This is a genomic window from Antiquaquibacter metalliresistens, from assembly GCF_029211225.1.
In the GTDB taxonomy this organism is placed as follows: Bacteria; Actinomycetota; Actinomycetes; order Actinomycetales; family Microbacteriaceae; genus Rhodoglobus; species Rhodoglobus metalliresistens.
This window is the reverse complement of sequence record NZ_JARGEM010000007.1, coordinates 62,931-79,982: the sequence shown is the minus strand read 5'-3', so window position 1 is coordinate 79,982 and position 17,052 is coordinate 62,931. Positions and strand designations below refer to the sequence as shown.

Here is a 17,052-nt window from a genome sequence, read left to right as displayed (position 1 = left end):
TGCTCAGTGCCCGGTGTTCTCCGCCTGCATCGTCGCGATGTACTCCTTGATGGTGGGCATCGCCTCGAGCTTCTCGCGGAAGAACGTGTTGATGAGGTTCACGACCTGCGCCTGCGCGGCCTCGACCTCCGCGGTGCGCTGTTCACCCGCCTCCTGGTTCTCCAGGGTTTGGCGCAGGCGCAGCAGCGACTTCACGAGCGCGGCCTCCTCGTCGCCCTCGAGCGCCTCGACGACTTCGAGGATGAGCGTGTCGGCCTGCGCCTGCACCGCCGAGATCGGAATCGCCGAGCCCGGCTGCGTGGCGTTGTCGAGGGTGACGATGAGCGACCACACCTGATAGAGGATCGTGGTCGGCTCGTCGAACAGCTCGCGCACGAATGCCGCGTCCAGGTGCCGCCCAGACAGTCGGAACACGTTGTACATGCGCTTGGCGGCCTTGCCGTAGTTGAGGTGCTTCGTGAGGTACTTGCGCACCTCCTTCTCGAGCGTCTCGACGTACTCGTCCAGTGCGTCATCCGAGACGAACTTGACGACCTTCGCGAACGTCGGCACCGCGTCCGCGTCGAGGTAGACCTCCTGGAAGTACGCGTCGAGGTAGCCGTCGAGCGGCGTGATCGTGCCGTCTGGGGCCTCCCACGTGACATCCAGCACATTGGATGCGTTCGAGAGCTGGGTGCGCGCAGGATCGGTGACGACCCAGTCGAGCTTGCACCAGCCGGGATCGAGCGCCACCTCGTTCCAGCGCAGCACCACCGGCTGCCCGTCCAGCGTCTCGGTCACCAGCTCCCCCGCCTCGAGCTCGGCCGGCGTCCAGGAGATCGGGCTGCCCTTGCCTCCGCGCACGGTGTCGACCGGGTAGCTGCCGAGCTTGGCCTCCAGAAACTGGTAGGTCTCACCGCGCAGGCGCGACAGCGCGGCGTCGCGCATGAGGTCGGCCATCATGGCGCAGGCCGCCTCGCGCGTCGGCGCGATGATGTTGAGGCGTTGGAAGAAGTCGGCGTCCCCCGGGAAGCTCTGGATCTTCGACTGCGCTGCGGAACCGGAGAGGGCCAGCGCCGACTCCGCGACACCGGCCGGTCCCGTGACCTCCACGATCTCGCCGATCCGTCGGAATCTCGCGAGGTCGCGCGGGCTGAAGTCGAGCATGGAGATGCGGTGGCCGAAGGTGCCGCTGGCCTCGTCGATGAACACCTCGTCGTCGCCCTGGGCCGCGGCGATCGCGGCGAGCCACTGCACGGCATCCTGCTCGTCCAGTTCGATGCCGAGTCGAGCCGCCGACTCGACGATGCTGCGGAGGTCGGTGCTGGTCTCGGTCACGGGTCCACCCTCGGTCAGGGCCGGGACCGGGCCTCGGCCATCATCTTGCGGAACATTTCGGCCTGGTCCCTGGCGTCGCCGAGCGCGTTGTGCGTCAGAAACCGCCCGCCGAGGTAGCGCGGCGAGAGGTGGCGCATGCTCGTCGCGGCCCAGGTCTCCCCGGTCATGCCCATATAGTAGGCCTTCACGTCCAGCGCGGAATGGCCGAACGGATTTCGCCCGAGGTGACGCTGGAAGGCATCCTCGACGAACATCCAGTCGAACGGCGCATTGAACGCGACGAAGACCGGCACGTTGCCGGTGGGCACCACCGCGTCCACCCAGTCGGCGAACCGACGCATGGCCTCCCCCGCCTCCACCCCGTCGCGTGCGAGCTCGGCCATCGACAGCCCGCTCACCGCGAGCGCGGCCTCGTCGACGGCATCCGTCTCCGGTTTGAGCTCGAGATAGAAGCTCGTCTCGGGGGCGTCGACCACGCACGCGCCGATCGAGAGGATCGCGTACTCGCGCGGGTGCGCACCCGCAGCCTCGATGTCGACCGAGATGTAGACCTCCGGTCGTGGTTCGCGCTGGCCGTCTGCGGGGTCTTCGATCACGAGAGTCGAGCCTAGGCGGTGAGCGCGGCCACCGCCTCGCGGAACGCCACCGTGTGCCGATCGACGTCGTCGACGGTCGTCATCGGGCACATCAGCGCCATGTTGTGGAACGGGGTCATCAGGATGCCGCGATTGAGCGCATGCAGGTGCAGGTACTGCTGCAGCTCGAAGTCGTCCGCGGACGCTGCCTCCTTGCCATTGCGCGGCGCCGTCGGGCGGAAGCTGTACTCGCTTCGCGCACCCAGCTGCGTCACCTGCCACGGCACGTCGAACTCGTCGATCACGGACTGCACGCCGGCGGTCCACTCGCTCGCCCGCTCGATCATGCCGCCGAAGGCCTGGGGGGTCAGCACCTCGCCGAGCGTGGCCCGGATGCCCGCCATCGACACCGCGTTGCCGGCGAGCGTGCCGCCCACCCCGCCGACGTCGATGTCCTCGAGCTCCAGCGACTCCCGCACCCTGCGGGCGAACTCGGCCGTCATCCCGTAGGCGCCGGCCGGGATGCCCCCGCCGATCGACTTGCCGACGACGACCGCATCGGGCTGCAGCGCGAGCTCGCGGATCATGCCGCCCGGCCCGGCGCTGAAGGTGTGCGTCTCGTCGATGATCAGCAGCGTGCCGAAGCGGGTGCACAGCTCGCGCACCGCGTCGTGGTATCCCGGCTCCGGCAGCACGATGCCGATGTTGGTGAGGGCGGGTTCGATCAGCACCGCCGCGATCGAACCGCCGGCGAGTGCGCGCTCCAGAGCGTCGACGTCGTTGAACTGTACGACGGCGGTCGTCTGCGAGAGCGGCACGGGCGGGCCGATGTTGCCGCGGCGCGAGACCACGTCGCCGTGCTCGTCGAGGGTCGCGTACGCCTCGTCGACGGTGCCGTGGTAGCTGTAGTCGTGCACGAGGATGCGAGAGCGACCCGTCACCTGGCGCGCGAAGCGGATGAGGCTGCGGTTCGCGTCCGTCGCCGAGAGCGAGAACTGCCAGATCGGCACGTCGAAGCGATCGGCGAGCAGCTCCGCGGCGAACGCGGCATCCTCGGTGGGCAGCATGAACGTGGAGCCGCGTTCGAGTTGCGCTTCGATCGCCTCCACGGCCGGCGCCGGGGCGTGGCCGCACATCGCGCCGGTGTCACCGAGGCAGAAGTCGACGTGATCGATGCCGTCCACGCACCGGAAATGCGCACCGGAGGCGCTGTGCACGGTGACGGGCCAGGGACCCGGCCACTTCGCCATCCAGAGCATCGGTACGCCATCGGGCATGTGCTGCACCGCACGCTGCCAGGCCCGCTCGGACTCGGGGCGGGCGGCTCGGAAGAGCTCGATCTCCTGCTCCCACAGCTCGTGCAACCGGGCGCGATTCTCGAACACGATCAGCTCCTGGCCAGTCGCTTCCGTCGGGCAGCCGAAGTGGTCTGCGCGACGACGACGATGACGAGCGCGAGGATGAAGACCGCGGAGGCGATGACGTTGGCCTCAGCGGGTACGCCACGGGCCGCGGCGGTGTAGACCCAGATCGGGAAGGTCTCCACCGGGCCGTTGTTGAACCGCGTGATGATGAAGTCGTCGAAGCTCAGCGCGAACGACAGCAGCGCCGCAGCGATGATGCCCGGCAGCAGCAGCGGGAACGTGATCTTCCAGAACACCTGAGCGGGCGAGCCGTAGAGGTCCCGACCGGCCTCCTCGAGCGCGGGGTCGAGGCTCGCCACGCGCGCCTTGACCGTGACCACCACGAAGCTGAGGCAGAACAGGGCGTGAGCGATGATGATCGTCACGAAGCCCTTCGGCACCCCGGCGCTCAGAAACTGTGCGGCCAGTCCAGCACCGAGCACGACCTCCGGGGTGGCCATCGGCAGGAACAGCAGCAGGCTGATGCCGGACCGGGCGCGGAACCGGTAGCGCGCGAGCGCGATCGCCATGAGCGTGCCGAGTGCGGTCGCGATCACCGTCGCGACGAGGCCGACCGTGATGCTCGTGCCGAAGGCCGCGCACACCCCCTGGGCCTGGCACACGTTCAGCCACTTGTCGAAGGTGAAGCCGACCCATTGCACGTTCGACTTGCTCGAGTCGTTGAACGAGAAGATGAAGGTGTAGACGATCGGGGTGAGCAGGAAGATCAGCGCGAGCACGCTGTAGAGCGGCAGCAGCCACTTGCCGAGCGAGAAGCGGTTCACAGCAGATCCTCCGTTCCGCTGCGCTTCACGTAGATGCCCACGATCAGCAGGATGACGCCCATGAGGATCACCGACAGCGCAGCCGCCGCCGGGTAGTCCAGCAACCCGAGGAAGTTCGTCTCGATCACGTTGCCGACCATCTGGGTCTGCGCGGAACCCAGGAAGCTCGCGCTCGCGTTGATGTAGTCGCCGGATGCCGGGATGAAGGTCAGCAGGGTGCCGGAGACGATCCCGGGCATCGACAACGGCAGTGTGATCTTCCAGAACGTGGTCGCCGGGCTCGCGTACAGGTCGGAACCGGCCTCGAGGTAGCGCGTGTCGAGGCGCTCGAGGGTCGTGTAGATCGGCAGCGTCATGAACGGGATGAAGTTGTACGTGAGGCCGAAGATCACCGAGAACGCCGTGCCCGTGAGGTGCCCGTCCTGCGGCAGGATCGACAGCGCCTTGAGCGCCTGCACGAGGGGCGTCTCATCCGACATGAGCGCCTTCCACGCCAGCGTGCGCAGCAGGAAGGAGATGAAGAAGGGTGCGATGACGAGGGTGAGCATGAGCGCCTGCAACAGGGGCCAGCGGCGAGCCTTGACCCCGATGAAGTACGCCAGCGGATAGCTGATCACGAGCGCGAAGAAGGTCGCCGCGATCGCGTACCCGAACGCCCTCAGGAAGTGCGGCCAGTACCGCTCGACCACGATGGCGTAGTTCTCGATCTTGAACGCCTGCTGGAACTGACCGACGTCGCCGAACTCGACGGGCGTCTGGAGGGAGGTGAGGATCAGCGAGACGAACGGCGTGAGGAAGAACAGCGCCAGGTAGGCGAGCCCGGGCAGCAGCAGCACGATCGCGATCCAGCTGCGCCGCCGTGGCGCCTGCTCGACGGGTGCGGCTGAGGATGAGCCGAAAGCAGCGAAGGCCATTCCTAGCCCTCCTCGATCTCCGCGAGCAGCTCGTGTCTCGTCTGCAGGGCGATCGTCGCCGTGTCGGCGTCCGCGGCGAACTTGGGTGCGTGCTCCGGCTCGTCGACGAGGCCGAAGCCGTGCTCGACGGTCCAGGCCACCCAGACCTCGGCGCCGACATCCGCGACCGGCCCGAACACCATGTTCTGGGCGAACACCGTGATGAGCCCCACGCCGGGCACCGCGATCTGGTACTGGGTGCTCACGCCGCTGAACGAGACATCCGTCACCCGGCCGGGGCCGAGCACGTTCGTGCCGGCGACCTTCTTGGGCGCGGTGGTGTGCAGCAGCAGTTTCTCGGGACGCACGCCGATCGTGACCTCGCCGGAGTGACGCTGGGCGCGCTCCTTGGGTACCGCGACCTTGACCCCCGCGATGTCCACGACGATCGTGTCGCCCGACGAGCTCGTCACCGGTCCGGTGAAGAGGTTCGACTGACCGAGGAAGTTCGCGACGAACGCGGTCTTGGGCAGCTCATAGAGCTCTTCCGGGGCGCCCATCTGCTCGATCTCGCCCTTGTTCATCACCGCGACGGTGTCGGCCATGGTCATGGCCTCCTCCTGGTCGTGGGTGACGTGCAGGAAGGTGAGACCGACGTCGTTCTGGATCGACTTGAGCTCGAGCTGCATCTGACGCCGCAGTTTGAGGTCGAGCGCGCCGAGCGGCTCGTCGAGCAGCAGCAGTGCCGGACGGTTCACGACCGCGCGCGCCAGCGCCACCCGCTGCTGCTGACCGCCCGAGAGTTGGGCGGGTCGACGAGCGGAGAGATGGTCGAGTTCCACCAGCCGCAGCGCCTCGTGCGCCTTGCCGAGCGGGTCGGCGATGTGCCGCCGACGCAGACCGAACGCCACGTTCTCCAGCACGGTCATGTGCGGGAAGAGCGCGTAGCTCTGGAACACCGTGTTGACGGGGCGCTTGTAGGACTTCACGTTCGTGACATCCTTGCCGCCGATCAGGATGCGACCCGAGGTCGGCTCCTCGAGCCCGGCGACGAGTCGCAGCGTCGTCGTCTTGCCGCAGCCCGATGGCCCGAGCAGCGCGAAGAACGAGCCAGCAGGGATGCGCAGGTTGAGATCCTCGATGGCGGTGAAGCCCGGAAAACGCTTGTGGATCCCGACGAGTTCGAGATCAGCGCCTGCCTCGGCGAAGGCGCCACCGGCCATCAGGCGCCCAGCTTCACACGCTGGAACTCGGCGTTGAACGCCTGATCGTCGGCGGAGTCGAGCGTACGGAAGATGTGGGCGTTGCTGAGGGTCTCCGCGTTGGGGAAGATCAGCTGGTTCTCCGCGAGCTCGGGGTAGAGCTCAGCGGCGACTTCCTGCGCGCCGACCACGGGGGTGATGTAGTTCACCCAGGCGGCGACCTCGGCGGCGACCTCGGGCTCGTAGTAGTAGTTCATGAGCGTCTCGGCGTTCTTCTTGCGCGGCGAACCCATCGGCACGACGAAGGTGTCGCCCCAGAGCGTGCCGCCCGAATCAGGAAGCGCGAACTTGAACTTCTCGTAGCCGGCCTCGAGGTTGGCGGCGGTGATGTCGCCCGACCAGACGATGCCCGCGATCGCGTTGCCGCTCGCGAAGTCCTCGAGGTACTCGTTGCCCTTGATGCCGAGGATCTGACCGCTCGTGACGTGCTGCTCGAGCACCTCGATGGCGGCCGCGAATTCGTCCATGCCCCAGTCCGCACCGGAGATGTCCACGCCCTGGCTGAGCAGGATCAGGCCCATCGTGTCGCGCATCTCGCTGAGCACGGTGACCTTGCCCTTGAGCTCGGGCTTCCACAGGTCGTCGACGCTCTCCAGACCGTCCGGGAGCACGTCGGTGTCCCAGGCGATGCCGGCGAAGCCGTTCTGCCAGGGCAGCGACTTCTCGCGGCCGGGGTCGAAGTCGGGGTTCAGCAGCGCGGGGGCGAGGTTCTTCTTGTTCGGGATGTTGGCGGCATCCAGGTCTTGCACGTAGCCGAACCTGATGAGGCGGGCCACCATCCACTCGGTGAGGCAGAACGTGTCGGCCCCGGTGGCCTGGCCGAGCGCGAGCTGGTCCTTGATGGTGCCGTAGTAGGTGTTGTTGTCATCGATGTCGACCTTGTAGTCGACCTCGATGCCGGTCTGCTCGGTGAAGCGCACGAGCGTCGGGTAGTTGCCGTCGTCGTCCTCGTCGATGTACGCGGGCCAGTTCGACCAGGTGAGGGTCTTGTCCGTGTCGGAGATGTCCTCGGCGGGCTTCGGCGCGCCGGAACCGCTCGGTGCGCAGGCGGCGAGCGCGAGCGCCGTGGCACCGACCCCGGCGCCCTGCAGAAGGTGACGCCGCGAGAGCTGCGAGCGGCGCGCCTGCACCACCAACTGGCGGATGATCGGGTCCTCGGGCAGTGAACGAACCATCGGAACGACTCCTCGTGTCAGGGTCAGGATGATCGATCCTGACACAAGGTCGCCGCGTGACGCATCATCTGATGTGCGGATGGCGCGGTCTGTAACACGATCTTCACGAATTCAGCGGCGATACGCGTGATTCTTGTGCGGAATCCATGGTTTGCAGCGTGACCGCTCCCGTACGCTTGGATCATGAGGGTCGCCGTACCACGCGAGATCAAGAACAACGAGTTCCGGGTGGCGATCACCCCGGCTGGCGTGCACGAGCTCGTCGCGCACGGCCACGAGGTCGTCGTCGAGCGAGGTGCGGGGCTGGGCTCCTCCATCCCGGACGAGGCGTACGCCGCCGCGGGAGCCACCATCGCACCGGATGCCGCGGCCACCTGGTCAGCCGCGGAGCTGCTGCTCAAGGTGAAGGAGCCGATCGCGGCAGAGTACGGCTTCTTCCGCGATGACCTCGTCCTGTTCACCTACCTCCATCTCGCCGCGGAGCCGGAGTTGACGCGCGCGCTCGTGGACGCCGCAGTGACGGCGATCGCCTATGAGACCGTGCAGCTGCCGTCTCGCGCTCTGCCGCTGCTGGCCCCGATGAGCGAGGTCGCCGGGCGCCTGGCGCCGATCGTGGGCGCCAACGTGATGCTCAAGCCCAACGGCGGTTCGGGTCTGCTCGTGCCCGGCGTTCCCGGCACGCATCCGGCGGAGGTCGTCGTGCTCGGTGGGGGCGTGGCGGGCACCAACGCGGTCTCGGTCGCCGTCGGTCTCGGAGCGAACGTCACGGTGCTGGACACCAACATCCAACGGCTGCGGGAACTCGACGCGCTCTACGCCGGCCGGGTGCAGACCATCGCCTCGAACGGATTCGAGATCGAGCGTGCGCTGCTGAGAGCCGATCTCGTCATCGGCTCCGTGCTGATCCCCGGCGCCAAGGCCCCCAAACTCGTCAGCAACGAACTGGTCTCCCGCATGAAGCCGGGCAGCGTGCTCGTGGACATCGCCGTCGATCAGGGCGGATGCTTCGCCGACACCCGGCCGACAACGCATGCCGAGCCGACCTTCACGGTGCACGGTTCGCTGTTCTACTGCGTGGCGAACATGCCGGGCGCCGTGCCGCACACCTCGACCTATGCGCTCACGAATGCGACGATGCCGTACGCGCGCGCGATCGCGAACTCGGGATGGGTCGCGGCCCTGCGCGCGGACCCCGCGCTCGCGCTCGGTCTCAACACGCACGGCGGCAGCGTCGTCAACGAGGCGGTCGCCGCCGCCCACGGTCTCGGTCACACCGTGCTCGAGGATGTCCTGGCCTGAGTCCGCGTGTCCGTCACCGGCAGGCGCACTCGGCTCGCGCTCCCGTCCGGCTCGAGCCGCCAGCACACGTCGGCCAAGCCCTCGAGCGGGGGCGGCAGCTGCCGTGATCGGGTGATCGCGCGGTACTCGGCGGTCGAGCATCCGTCGATGAGCACCTGGGCGTGCGGTCGCACCGCGGCCAGGGCGCCCCAGCGCGACTGCCACTCGTCGACGTCGCCGACGAGAACTCCGCCGGTGCGCACCGTCTCGACGGGATCGTCCGCCTGCGCCAAGCGCGTCACCGACCCGTCGAGTCGCGCCGCGAGCGTCTCGGCACGGGAGGTGATGATCGCGAGCGCGCCCGGCTCGAGGTCGCGCAGTGCCGCAGGGCCGCCGCCGGCCGGGGGCGCAGCGGTCGAGAACACCTGCACCCGGCGACCGCGCCATGAGCCGCCGCCCGGCGGAAGCTCCGCCCGATAGTCGTCCGCCGATCCGCCGGCGACGATCACGTCCTGGCGGGACCCGTGACGCAGGTACAGCCGCTGCGGCACGAGCGCCACCAGGGACTGCAGCTCCGGGGTGACGCGCTGCGCACCGATCGCGAACCGGATGCCGCGACCCGGTCCATCCCGCAGCAGCACGCCGAGGCGCTCCACGAACGCCGCCCGATGATCGACCGGGAAGCGCGCGAGCAGCGAGTCGGCGTCGTCGAGCACGAGCACGCCGACCGACGGATCGACGAGCTCGTCCCACGCCGTCGCCGGATCGGCGGCGCACCAGCGCGCTCCGGGTGCGAGCGCCGCGAGGGCGGTGGTCTTGCCGCTGCCGCCCGAGCCGAGTACGAGCACGTGGCCGTCCGCCTCCGGGTTCCAGACCGCCGGCGCACGTCGTTGCTCCTCGGGCAGGTCGAGCAGGCCGAAGCCGGCCGATTCGCCCGCCTCGAGCACGTCGGGCAGCGGCGGCAACCACGGCCTGCGCGGCGGCGGCGCATCGGCCCAGCGTGCCGCGACGGAGGCGATGTCCGTCGGTGCCGCCAGCGCGAACTGCACCTGGCGCGGCTCGGTGCCGGGCAGCGACAGGATGCCTCGTCCGCGAGCCCCCGCGGGCAGCGCCGCCGCCGCATCCGTGCCGACCACCGCACTGCTGTCCGCGCGGTTGTTGACGCGCATACAGATGCGCAGGTCGGCGTTGGCGAGCACCGCATCGCGCACCACGCCCGTCGGACGCTGCGTGCAGAGCACGAGGTGCACCCCGAGGGCGCGACCGCGCGCGGCGAGATCGGCGAAGAGCGCATGAAGCTCGGGCTGGTCGGCGAGCATGGCCGCGAACTCGTCGACCACGATCACCAGACGCCCGAGTCGCTCGGCACCGTCGACGTCGCGCGCACCCGCCTCGACGATGGCGCGCTCCCGGAACCGAAGCTCCGCCCGGAGGCTCTCCAGCGCCCGCGTCGCACCGTCGCCGTCGAGGTCGGTCACGGTGCCCACAACGTGCGGGAGCACCTCGAGCGGCGCGAACGCCGCCCCGCCCTTGAAGTCGACGAGCAAGAACGAGACCTGCTGCGGAGCACGCGCGGCGGCCATCGCGAGCACCCAGGAGACCAGCAGTTCGCTCTTGCCGCTGCCGGTCGTTCCGCCGACGACGGCGTGCGGGCCGTGACCGACGAGGTCGAGCGCGACGGGCCCGCGCTCGTCGATGCCCGGCACGCTCGAGAGCCCGGTCGGTGTCTCGGCGAGCGGGACCGCGGGGAGCAGGGAAGCGAGCGGCACCGCACCGGGCAGCGCGCGTGCATCGGAGACCACGCCGTCCCGCGCCGCCGTCGCGGCGAGCCGCCCCGCCCAGTCCGCGGCCTGCACACGACCGACGAGCTCCACGCGCAGCGCGCGCCGCTGATCGTGGTCCGGATGCCGCACGATGCGCGCACCGTTCTCACCGCACTGCACCACGATGCGGCATCCGGGCGGCAGCGCGTGCTCCGACTCGGCGTGGGCGATGAGCACCGTCGGCGCGCCCTCGTCGCGCGGTCCGAACGCGATCGCGGGACTGCGGGCGGTCAGCGGCGGGCCGGCGGGATGCGGCAGCAGCGACATCCATGCCTCGTCACCGCTCCAACTGCACCAGTGGTCGGCGGGCGACACCGCGCGCGCGACGCCGACGGCGATGGAGCGCACGACGGCGACGGTGATCGGGGCGGGACCGATCACCCCGATGCCGAGACGCGCGTCGACGACCACCGGGGCCTGCTGCAGGTCTGCGGCGGCGGCGGCGAGCTCGGTGAGCCGCTGTGCGGCCGGGCCATCGGGCAGCTGCGGCACGGCATCCAGGCGAACCCGGCTGGGAATCGCACCCCGCCCGACCGCGACCGGCACCGTCTGCGAGGCGGTCCAGCGATGCGGGTCCGCCGACGGATCGCCGACCAGCTCGCGCGGGGACGGCGCCATCTCGGCGAGCTCTGCACGCTCGCGGGCGTGTCGTTCGGCGATCTCCTCGCGCACCCGGTCGGCGTCCTCGAGGAACCGTGCGAGTTCGCGACGCCTCGTGCGCCGGGAGCCGAACCGGGCATCCACCAGGCTCGCGATGGCCGTGACCGGCCCGAGGGCGGCGAAGACGAGCGCGAACGCGGAACCGGTGAGCAGCCAGATGGCCACCGAGGCGACCACCGGGGCGATCGTCGCGATCACCGGGAATCGGTACGGCGCGGGGTCATCGGGCGGTCGCGGTGCCGCGATGCGATCGACGCTCATGCCCCTCAGCAGACCAGATGTCCCGGCGCCGCGAACGCGAACACGGCGATGGGGTGGATGCCGCGCCCCCGCGCGGCCTGTGGATCAGCTGACGACGAAGAACTGCTCCCCGATGTCGATGCGGCTCCCCCGCACCACCCGGTACCGTTTGCCCGGGTCGCACCGGCGGGCGGGCCGATCGGGCTCGCGCACCACGGTGCCGTTGCCGGAGTACCGATCGCTCACCCAGAACGCGCCCGCGTCCTGCCCGAACTCCAGATGCGTCTTGGAGACGGACTTGCCCGGATCGACGATCGTCACCGTGTGGTCGAAGTACTCCCCCGGTTCGGCGATGGGATGCCGCCCGATCAGCCCGGTGCCGCTCACGCTCACGCTCTCCCCCGTGCTGAACTGCAGCACGAAGCGCTCTCCCTTCGCGGTGCGGTCCACGAGTCTGGTCTCGTCGGTGTCGTCGTCGTCGTCGAGGGATGCGGCGGACACGGACGGCACGCGGCTCGTCGGTCGCGGTGCGGGCGGCATCACGAGGGGCGGAGCGACCGGCTCGCGCGGGCGACCCCACGGGAACGGGTCGAGCACCGCGGTGTCGTTCGGGCGGCGCGCGGCGACGCTCTGTCGCACCATGCCGCACTCACCGCAGAAGATGTCGGTCGCCGCGAGCTCGGCGCCACACTGCGTGCAGTGGTCGGCGGGGTCGGCGTGGGAATCGACGGGCGGGGATGCCACGGGCTCGGGCTCCGGCATGGCAGCGGGCTCAGGCGCCGACTCGGGCACTGGCTCCGGCTGGTCCTCAGCCTCCGGTTGGACCTCGGGCGCGGGCTCGGGCACCCGGACGGGCGCCGAATCCGGTTGTCGCGACGACACCGCGCGGCCGCACTCCCCGCAGAACAGCGCCCCGCTGGGGAGCTCGCTCGAGCAGTACCTGCAGTTCACCGGACGAACTCTCTATCGCTTGAACAGCTTTCTGACACTATAACCACCGAGCGATCGCACGGAGATGCGGGCCTTGATCCGCTGCCAGCGAGTGAGCGGCTCGTCGAGTGCGGCGCGCAGTTCGTCCACCGCTCGCCACACGTTCTCCGCGTCATCCGCGCTCGGCTCCCCCGGCGCGAAGACCGCCCGGTCCGCCACGGCCGCGAGCACCTGCGGTCGGTCGCCGCCGATGACCGACGCGACCTCGCTGCGGGTCGCCGCGGGCGTGGGCTCCAGGCCGTGGTCGAGCACGGCATCCTCGAACTCCTGCCAGCCGCCGCTGATCCGGGCCAGCGGCGTGGCCGCCCTGCGGCGCAGGCGACGACGACGCAGCTTCGCGGCGATCACCACGATGAACGGTGCGAGCACGATGGCTACGACCAGCAGCGTCCAGCCGGCGACCCGCGCCACCACGAGCAGAGCCTGCAGCAGCGGGCTGAGGTCCGGCGGCAGTTCCTGCTCGCTCTCGGGCGTCGTCTGACGGTCGAGGTTCTCCTCCTCGATCACCGTCGGCGGCACGATCGTCTGCGGTCGCGCGACCTGCGCGTTGTCCTCGGGGAGCTCCTCGGGGATCTCCCGCACCGGCGGGTTGGGATCGATGGTGACCCAGCCGTGCTCGGCGGTGTTCACCTCGATCCAGGCCGAGACATCCGCGCCGTGCACCTGCGCGCCGGTCGGGACGAACCCCATCACGACGCGCGCCGGAAAGCCGAGCTCCGTGGCCATCAGCGCGGCCGCCACCGCGTACTGCTCGGCATCGCCGATCATCCTGGGTGCGCCGAGCAGTTCGGCGATGCGATCCACGGCGTGGCCCGAGCGGCTGGGGGGCTCGTCCGGCCCGACACCGTGGCTGATGTAGCCCTCCGCTCGCAGACCGTCGAGGGCCGCCGCCAGTCGCGCACCGGCACCCTCCGCGCCCTGCGTGTACCGTTCGAGCTTGGCGGTGAGCTCCTCGGGCGGATCCGCGGATCGCGGCACGGATGCGGTGCCCGGCTCGATCGCCTCGAGCTCGCTCGCATCCCGTGGCCGCGGCACGATCGCGTCGAGCGTGTAGGCGTCGCCCTCGCCGATCCCGCCGAGCACCGCCGCGGTGCCGGAGACGTCGTTGTAGTAGAACGCCTCCCGCAGCGACGCGGACTGCCCGCCGGTGAAGCTCACCGACTCGAACTGCCCGATCGTCGGCAGCCACACCCCGGAATACGCGCCGATCACGACGTTCACGGTCACGGCATCCCCGGCGACGCCGGACTGGTCGAAGGCGGTCGGCACGCGCGTGAAGGTGCCCGACTCGCTGGTCACCCTGGCGCTGCCCACCGAGTAGACCACGCCGTCGTAGGTGTCCAGGGTGGCCAGGCGCAGGCGCGACCCGGCGGGCAGTCCGGTCACCTCGAAGAGCACGGCGTCTGCGGTGTCGGGTCGCACGTAGTTGCGGAAGCCCGAGAGCGGGCTGGCGTAGTCCCTCGGATCGAAGGGCTGCTCGAGCGTCGTGCGCAGCACGGTGCGATCGACGGTCGGCGGAACCACGGCGGCGACGGCGATGCCGACACCCGAGGCCAGCGCCAGGATGACGACGGCGCCCACGATCGTGCGGAACCCGGCGATGCCCAGGTCGCGCGACGCGGGCTGGGCGGCGGACTGCACGGCGAGCAGTCGGATCGCGCGCCGACGGCGGTACCACCGCATCCAGACCAGCCAGAACAGCACGGCGACCAGCAGCGCGATCGCGAGCACGATGGGGCGGTCGGGATGCTGCGGCCCGAGCGCGATGCCCGCGAGGAAGACCACCACGGGCGCGAGCACGGCCGCTTCGCCCCGACGGGACCGCAGGGCCACGGTGAGCCCGGTCACGGCGGCGCCGTAGACGAGCACGAGGGCCGGCACCAGGAGGGCCTCGTAGTCGCCGACCGGGAGCGTGATGGTGAGCAGCTGCTTCCAGCCGAGTGCGACCCCGGCCACGAGATCGACGAGCCCCGCCACGGTCGGCAGCACGCCGAACAGCGCCTTCGACGGCACCGCCAATGGCACCCCGATCACCAGGAAGACGCCGAGCGACGCGAGCAGCACGATCGGCGACGACCAGCGCAGCACCGCACCCAGGGTCGCCACCAGGGAGCCGGCGGCGAGCGAGACGGCGACCAGCACGATCAGCGCCGGGGTGCGATAGATCGGCCAGAGTACGGCGGCGGCGACCCCGACGCTGAGCCAGAGGAACGCCATGTTGACGAACACGAATCCCGGCGATGAGCGACGATTCATGCCGCCGCCGATCTCGCGAGCGACTTCTGCAGATCTTCGAGGTAGCCGATGGTCAGCACGCTCAACCCGGCGACCCGCCGCAGTCCCGGGGTGCGCTCCGGGTCGCAGACCACCGCGACGACCTCCACGCCGATCGGGAACATGGTGGACGCCGCACGCAGCTCCTGCACGCTCGCCCCCGACCCGCAGACCAGGAACGCCACGCTCACGCCGCTGGCCTGCTCACCGGTGACGCGGGCGACATCCACGATCGACAGCGCGGATTCGGCGTGCTCGACCAGGGCGAGATCGTCGAGCAGGCGGGCCCGCGTGAGCGTCGAGAGCGGACGCACCGCGAATACCTTGCGCTTGGCGAACTCGGGCGTCGTCTCGCTCGCGACGACCGTGACGGTGCGAGCGTCCCTGATCGCGCGCGCCCCGAGCGAGCCGGCGACGCTCACCGCCATCTCGAACTCCTCCTCGGTGAGATAGTCGGCGCTGGCGAGCGAGAGTGCGATCACCAGGTGGCTGCGTCGGGTCTCCTCGAACTGGCGCACCATGTAGGTTCCGGTGCGCGCGGTGGACTTCCAGTGGATGTAGCGGCGCTCGTCCCCGGGCACGTACTCGCGCAGGGCGTGGAACGACACGTCGTTGTTCGACAGGTCCCTGGTGGGATTGCCCTCGAGATCGCGGATGAACCCGGTAGACGTGCTCGGGATGGGGATGGTGCGCGGATGCACGAACACCTCGGCCCGCTCGGTCCACACCACCTCGCGGCGCACGATGCCGATCGGGTCCGCCCGCACCGTGCGCACCGGACCGACCTGCACCACTCCACGTCGAGCCGTGGGCACCGCGAACTCGTGCGTGAAGGAGGCCCCTTTGCGCAGGCCCGGCAGCACCGCCTCGGCGAGCCCGGCGCCGACGGGCACCTCGACGGTGAGGCCGAAGGTGCGGGGGCGATCGGGATTGGTCACGAGGATCTCCGCCGTGGCGGGCTCGCCGACCACCACGCGCGGATGCGGCACCCGCAACGCCAGCTGCACCGAGGTGCGGCCGACCAGGTAGACGACGGCCACGACGATCACGGCGAGACAGACGAATCCGGCGACGACGAGCTCGATCCAGCCGAACCCGTACCCCAGTCCGAGCGCCAGCGGCACGACCGCGAGCATCGCCCAGCCCAGCGCAGTGACGACCGCGGCCACGCGCCCGAACCCGCGCCGCAGCCCGTCGCCGAGCGCCGCGGACGCGCGCACGACCGCGACGACGGCATCCGCCAGGAATCCGGTGCGCTCCCCCACCAGTCGCGTGCGGGCGTTCGTGAGACCCCGGGTACCGGTGGTGGTGTGCGGGTCGAACCGCGCCGCCGAGGTCGCCGAACTCGCGCGCGTCGCCGCGCGCGTCGTCCACCGCCCCGACCGCTCGGTTCGTGCCATCAGACCGCTTGCCGGTCGCTCGGCGGTGGGGTCTCGATGAGGATCTGACCGATGATGCTCTGCGCGGTGACGCCGTCGAACTCGGCCTCGGGGTCGATCACCAGCCGGTGGGCCAGCACGGGCTCCGCGAGCGCCTTCACGTCGTCCGGAACCACGTAGTGGCGACCGGATGCCGCCGCGAGCGTCTTCGCGGTGCGGATCAGTGCCAGCGCCCCCCGCACGCTCGCGCCCAGGCGCACCTCGGTCGCGGTGCGCGTCGCCTCGATCAGCCGGCCGACGTAGTCGTTGATGGTGGGATCGACGTGCACGGTGCGCGCGGCCTTCGCCATCTCGAGCACGACGTCGGCCGTGACGATGGCGGGCACGGTGGTCTCGTGCGCCTTCGTTCCGGCGCCCTCGAGAATGCGCAGCGTCGAGGCATGGTCGGGGTATCCGATCGAGGCCTTCATGATGAAGCGATCCAGCTGCGCCTCGGGCAATCGGTAGGTGCCGGCCTGCTCGATGGGGTTCTGCGTGGCGATCACCATGAACGGCGCGTCGACGGGATGCGTCACGCCGTCCACGGTCACGTGTCCCTCCTCCATCACCTCGAGCAGGGCGGACTGCGTCTTCGGGCTCGCGCGGTTGATCTCGTCGGCGAGCACGATGTTCGCGAAGATCGGTCCCGGGTGGAACTCGAACTCGCTGCTGGCCTGGTTGTAGATGCTCACGCCGGTGATGTCGCCGGGCAGCAGGTCGGGGGTGAACTGCACCCGGCTGCTGGTGCCGTCGACGCTCTGGGCGATGGCGCGGGCGAAGGAGGTCTTGCCCGTGCCCGGAAAGTCCTCCAGCAGCAGGTGGCCTTCGCTCAACAGGGCGGTGAACCCGAGCCGCACGACGAAGGTCTTGCCGAGAAGCACCTGCTCGACGTTCGTGACGAGCCGCGTGAAGTTGTCGGAGAACCAGGTCGCCTGTTCGACGGTCATAGTCATGCGGAG

General features: G+C 70.0%; 13 protein-coding genes. 1 reads left to right on the top strand and 12 read right to left on the bottom strand.

Features of this window, described 5'->3' with window-relative positions; genetic code table 11:
- Nucleotides 1-3 precede the first annotated feature (3 nt).
- From PYV02_RS13200 to PYV02_RS13170, 7 genes are read right to left on the bottom strand one after another with little or no spacing between them, the layout of a single operon-like run.
- Complete coding sequence (locus PYV02_RS13200) at nt 4-1,317, bottom strand: hypothetical protein (protein WP_275759518.1); 1,314 nt, start codon at nt 1,315-1,317, stop codon at nt 4-6.
- A 14-nt stretch (nt 1,318-1,331) separates the two neighbouring features.
- Nucleotides 1,332-1,913: a 3'-5' exonuclease gene (locus PYV02_RS13195; protein ID WP_275759517.1), complete on the bottom strand. Its 582-nt coding sequence runs from the start codon at nt 1,911-1,913 to the stop codon at nt 1,332-1,334.
- 11 nt (nt 1,914-1,924) lie between these two features.
- A complete protein-coding gene (locus PYV02_RS13190) occupies nt 1,925-3,277 on the bottom strand; it encodes a transaminase (RefSeq protein WP_275759516.1) in 1,353 nt (450 codons plus the stop codon).
- 2 nt (nt 3,278-3,279) lie between these two features.
- Nucleotides 3,280-4,080, bottom strand: a complete 801-nt coding sequence (locus tag PYV02_RS13185) for an ABC transporter permease (RefSeq protein WP_275759515.1) — start codon at nt 4,078-4,080, stop codon at nt 3,280-3,282.
- Entirely contained in the window at nt 4,077-4,994 is a 918-nt protein-coding gene (locus PYV02_RS13180; protein ID WP_275759514.1) for an ABC transporter permease, read from the bottom strand. The genes PYV02_RS13185 and PYV02_RS13180 overlap by 4 nt, the downstream gene beginning before the upstream one ends.
- A 2-nt stretch (nt 4,995-4,996) precedes the next feature.
- The gene (locus tag PYV02_RS13175) at nt 4,997-6,196 is read right to left on the bottom strand and encodes an ABC transporter ATP-binding protein (protein WP_275759513.1); all 1,200 of its coding nucleotides are present in this window, start codon (nt 6,194-6,196) and stop codon (nt 4,997-4,999) included.
- Nucleotides 6,196-7,410: an ABC transporter substrate-binding protein gene (locus tag PYV02_RS13170; protein WP_275759512.1), complete on the bottom strand. Its 1,215-nt coding sequence runs from the start codon at nt 7,408-7,410 to the stop codon at nt 6,196-6,198. The genes PYV02_RS13175 and PYV02_RS13170 overlap by 1 nt, the downstream gene beginning before the upstream one ends.
- A 183-nt stretch (nt 7,411-7,593) precedes the next feature.
- Here PYV02_RS13170 and ald point away from each other — a divergent pair, with 183 nt between their 5' ends.
- Nucleotides 7,594-8,709: an alanine dehydrogenase gene (gene ald, locus PYV02_RS13165; RefSeq protein WP_275759511.1), complete on the top strand. Its 1,116-nt coding sequence runs from the start codon at nt 7,594-7,596 to the stop codon at nt 8,707-8,709.
- On the opposite strand, the gene PYV02_RS13160 is transcribed toward ald, so the two are convergent.
- The 5 genes from PYV02_RS13160 to PYV02_RS13140 form a co-directional block, all read right to left on the bottom strand.
- Entirely contained in the window at nt 8,679-11,432 is a 2,754-nt protein-coding gene (locus PYV02_RS13160) for an FtsK/SpoIIIE domain-containing protein (protein WP_275759510.1), read from the bottom strand. The genes ald and PYV02_RS13160 overlap by 31 nt on opposite strands.
- Before the next feature lie 84 nt (nt 11,433-11,516).
- On the bottom strand, nt 11,517-12,362 hold the full coding sequence (locus PYV02_RS13155; RefSeq protein WP_275759509.1) for a double zinc ribbon domain-containing protein: 846 nt from the start codon (nt 12,360-12,362) through the stop codon (nt 11,517-11,519).
- Nucleotides 12,363-12,374: 12 nt separating this feature from the next.
- The gene (locus PYV02_RS13150) at nt 12,375-14,657 is read right to left on the bottom strand and encodes a transglutaminase TgpA family protein (protein ID WP_275759508.1); all 2,283 of its coding nucleotides are present in this window, start codon (nt 14,655-14,657) and stop codon (nt 12,375-12,377) included.
- Nucleotides 14,654-16,075, bottom strand: coding sequence for a DUF58 domain-containing protein (locus tag PYV02_RS13145; RefSeq protein ID WP_275759507.1), 1,422 nt, complete (start codon nt 16,073-16,075; stop codon nt 14,654-14,656). The genes PYV02_RS13150 and PYV02_RS13145 overlap by 4 nt, the downstream gene beginning before the upstream one ends.
- Nucleotides 16,075-17,046, bottom strand: coding sequence for an AAA family ATPase (locus tag PYV02_RS13140; RefSeq protein WP_275759506.1), 972 nt, complete (start codon nt 17,044-17,046; stop codon nt 16,075-16,077). The genes PYV02_RS13145 and PYV02_RS13140 overlap by 1 nt, the downstream gene beginning before the upstream one ends.
- Nucleotides 17,047-17,052: the final 6 nt, after the last annotated feature.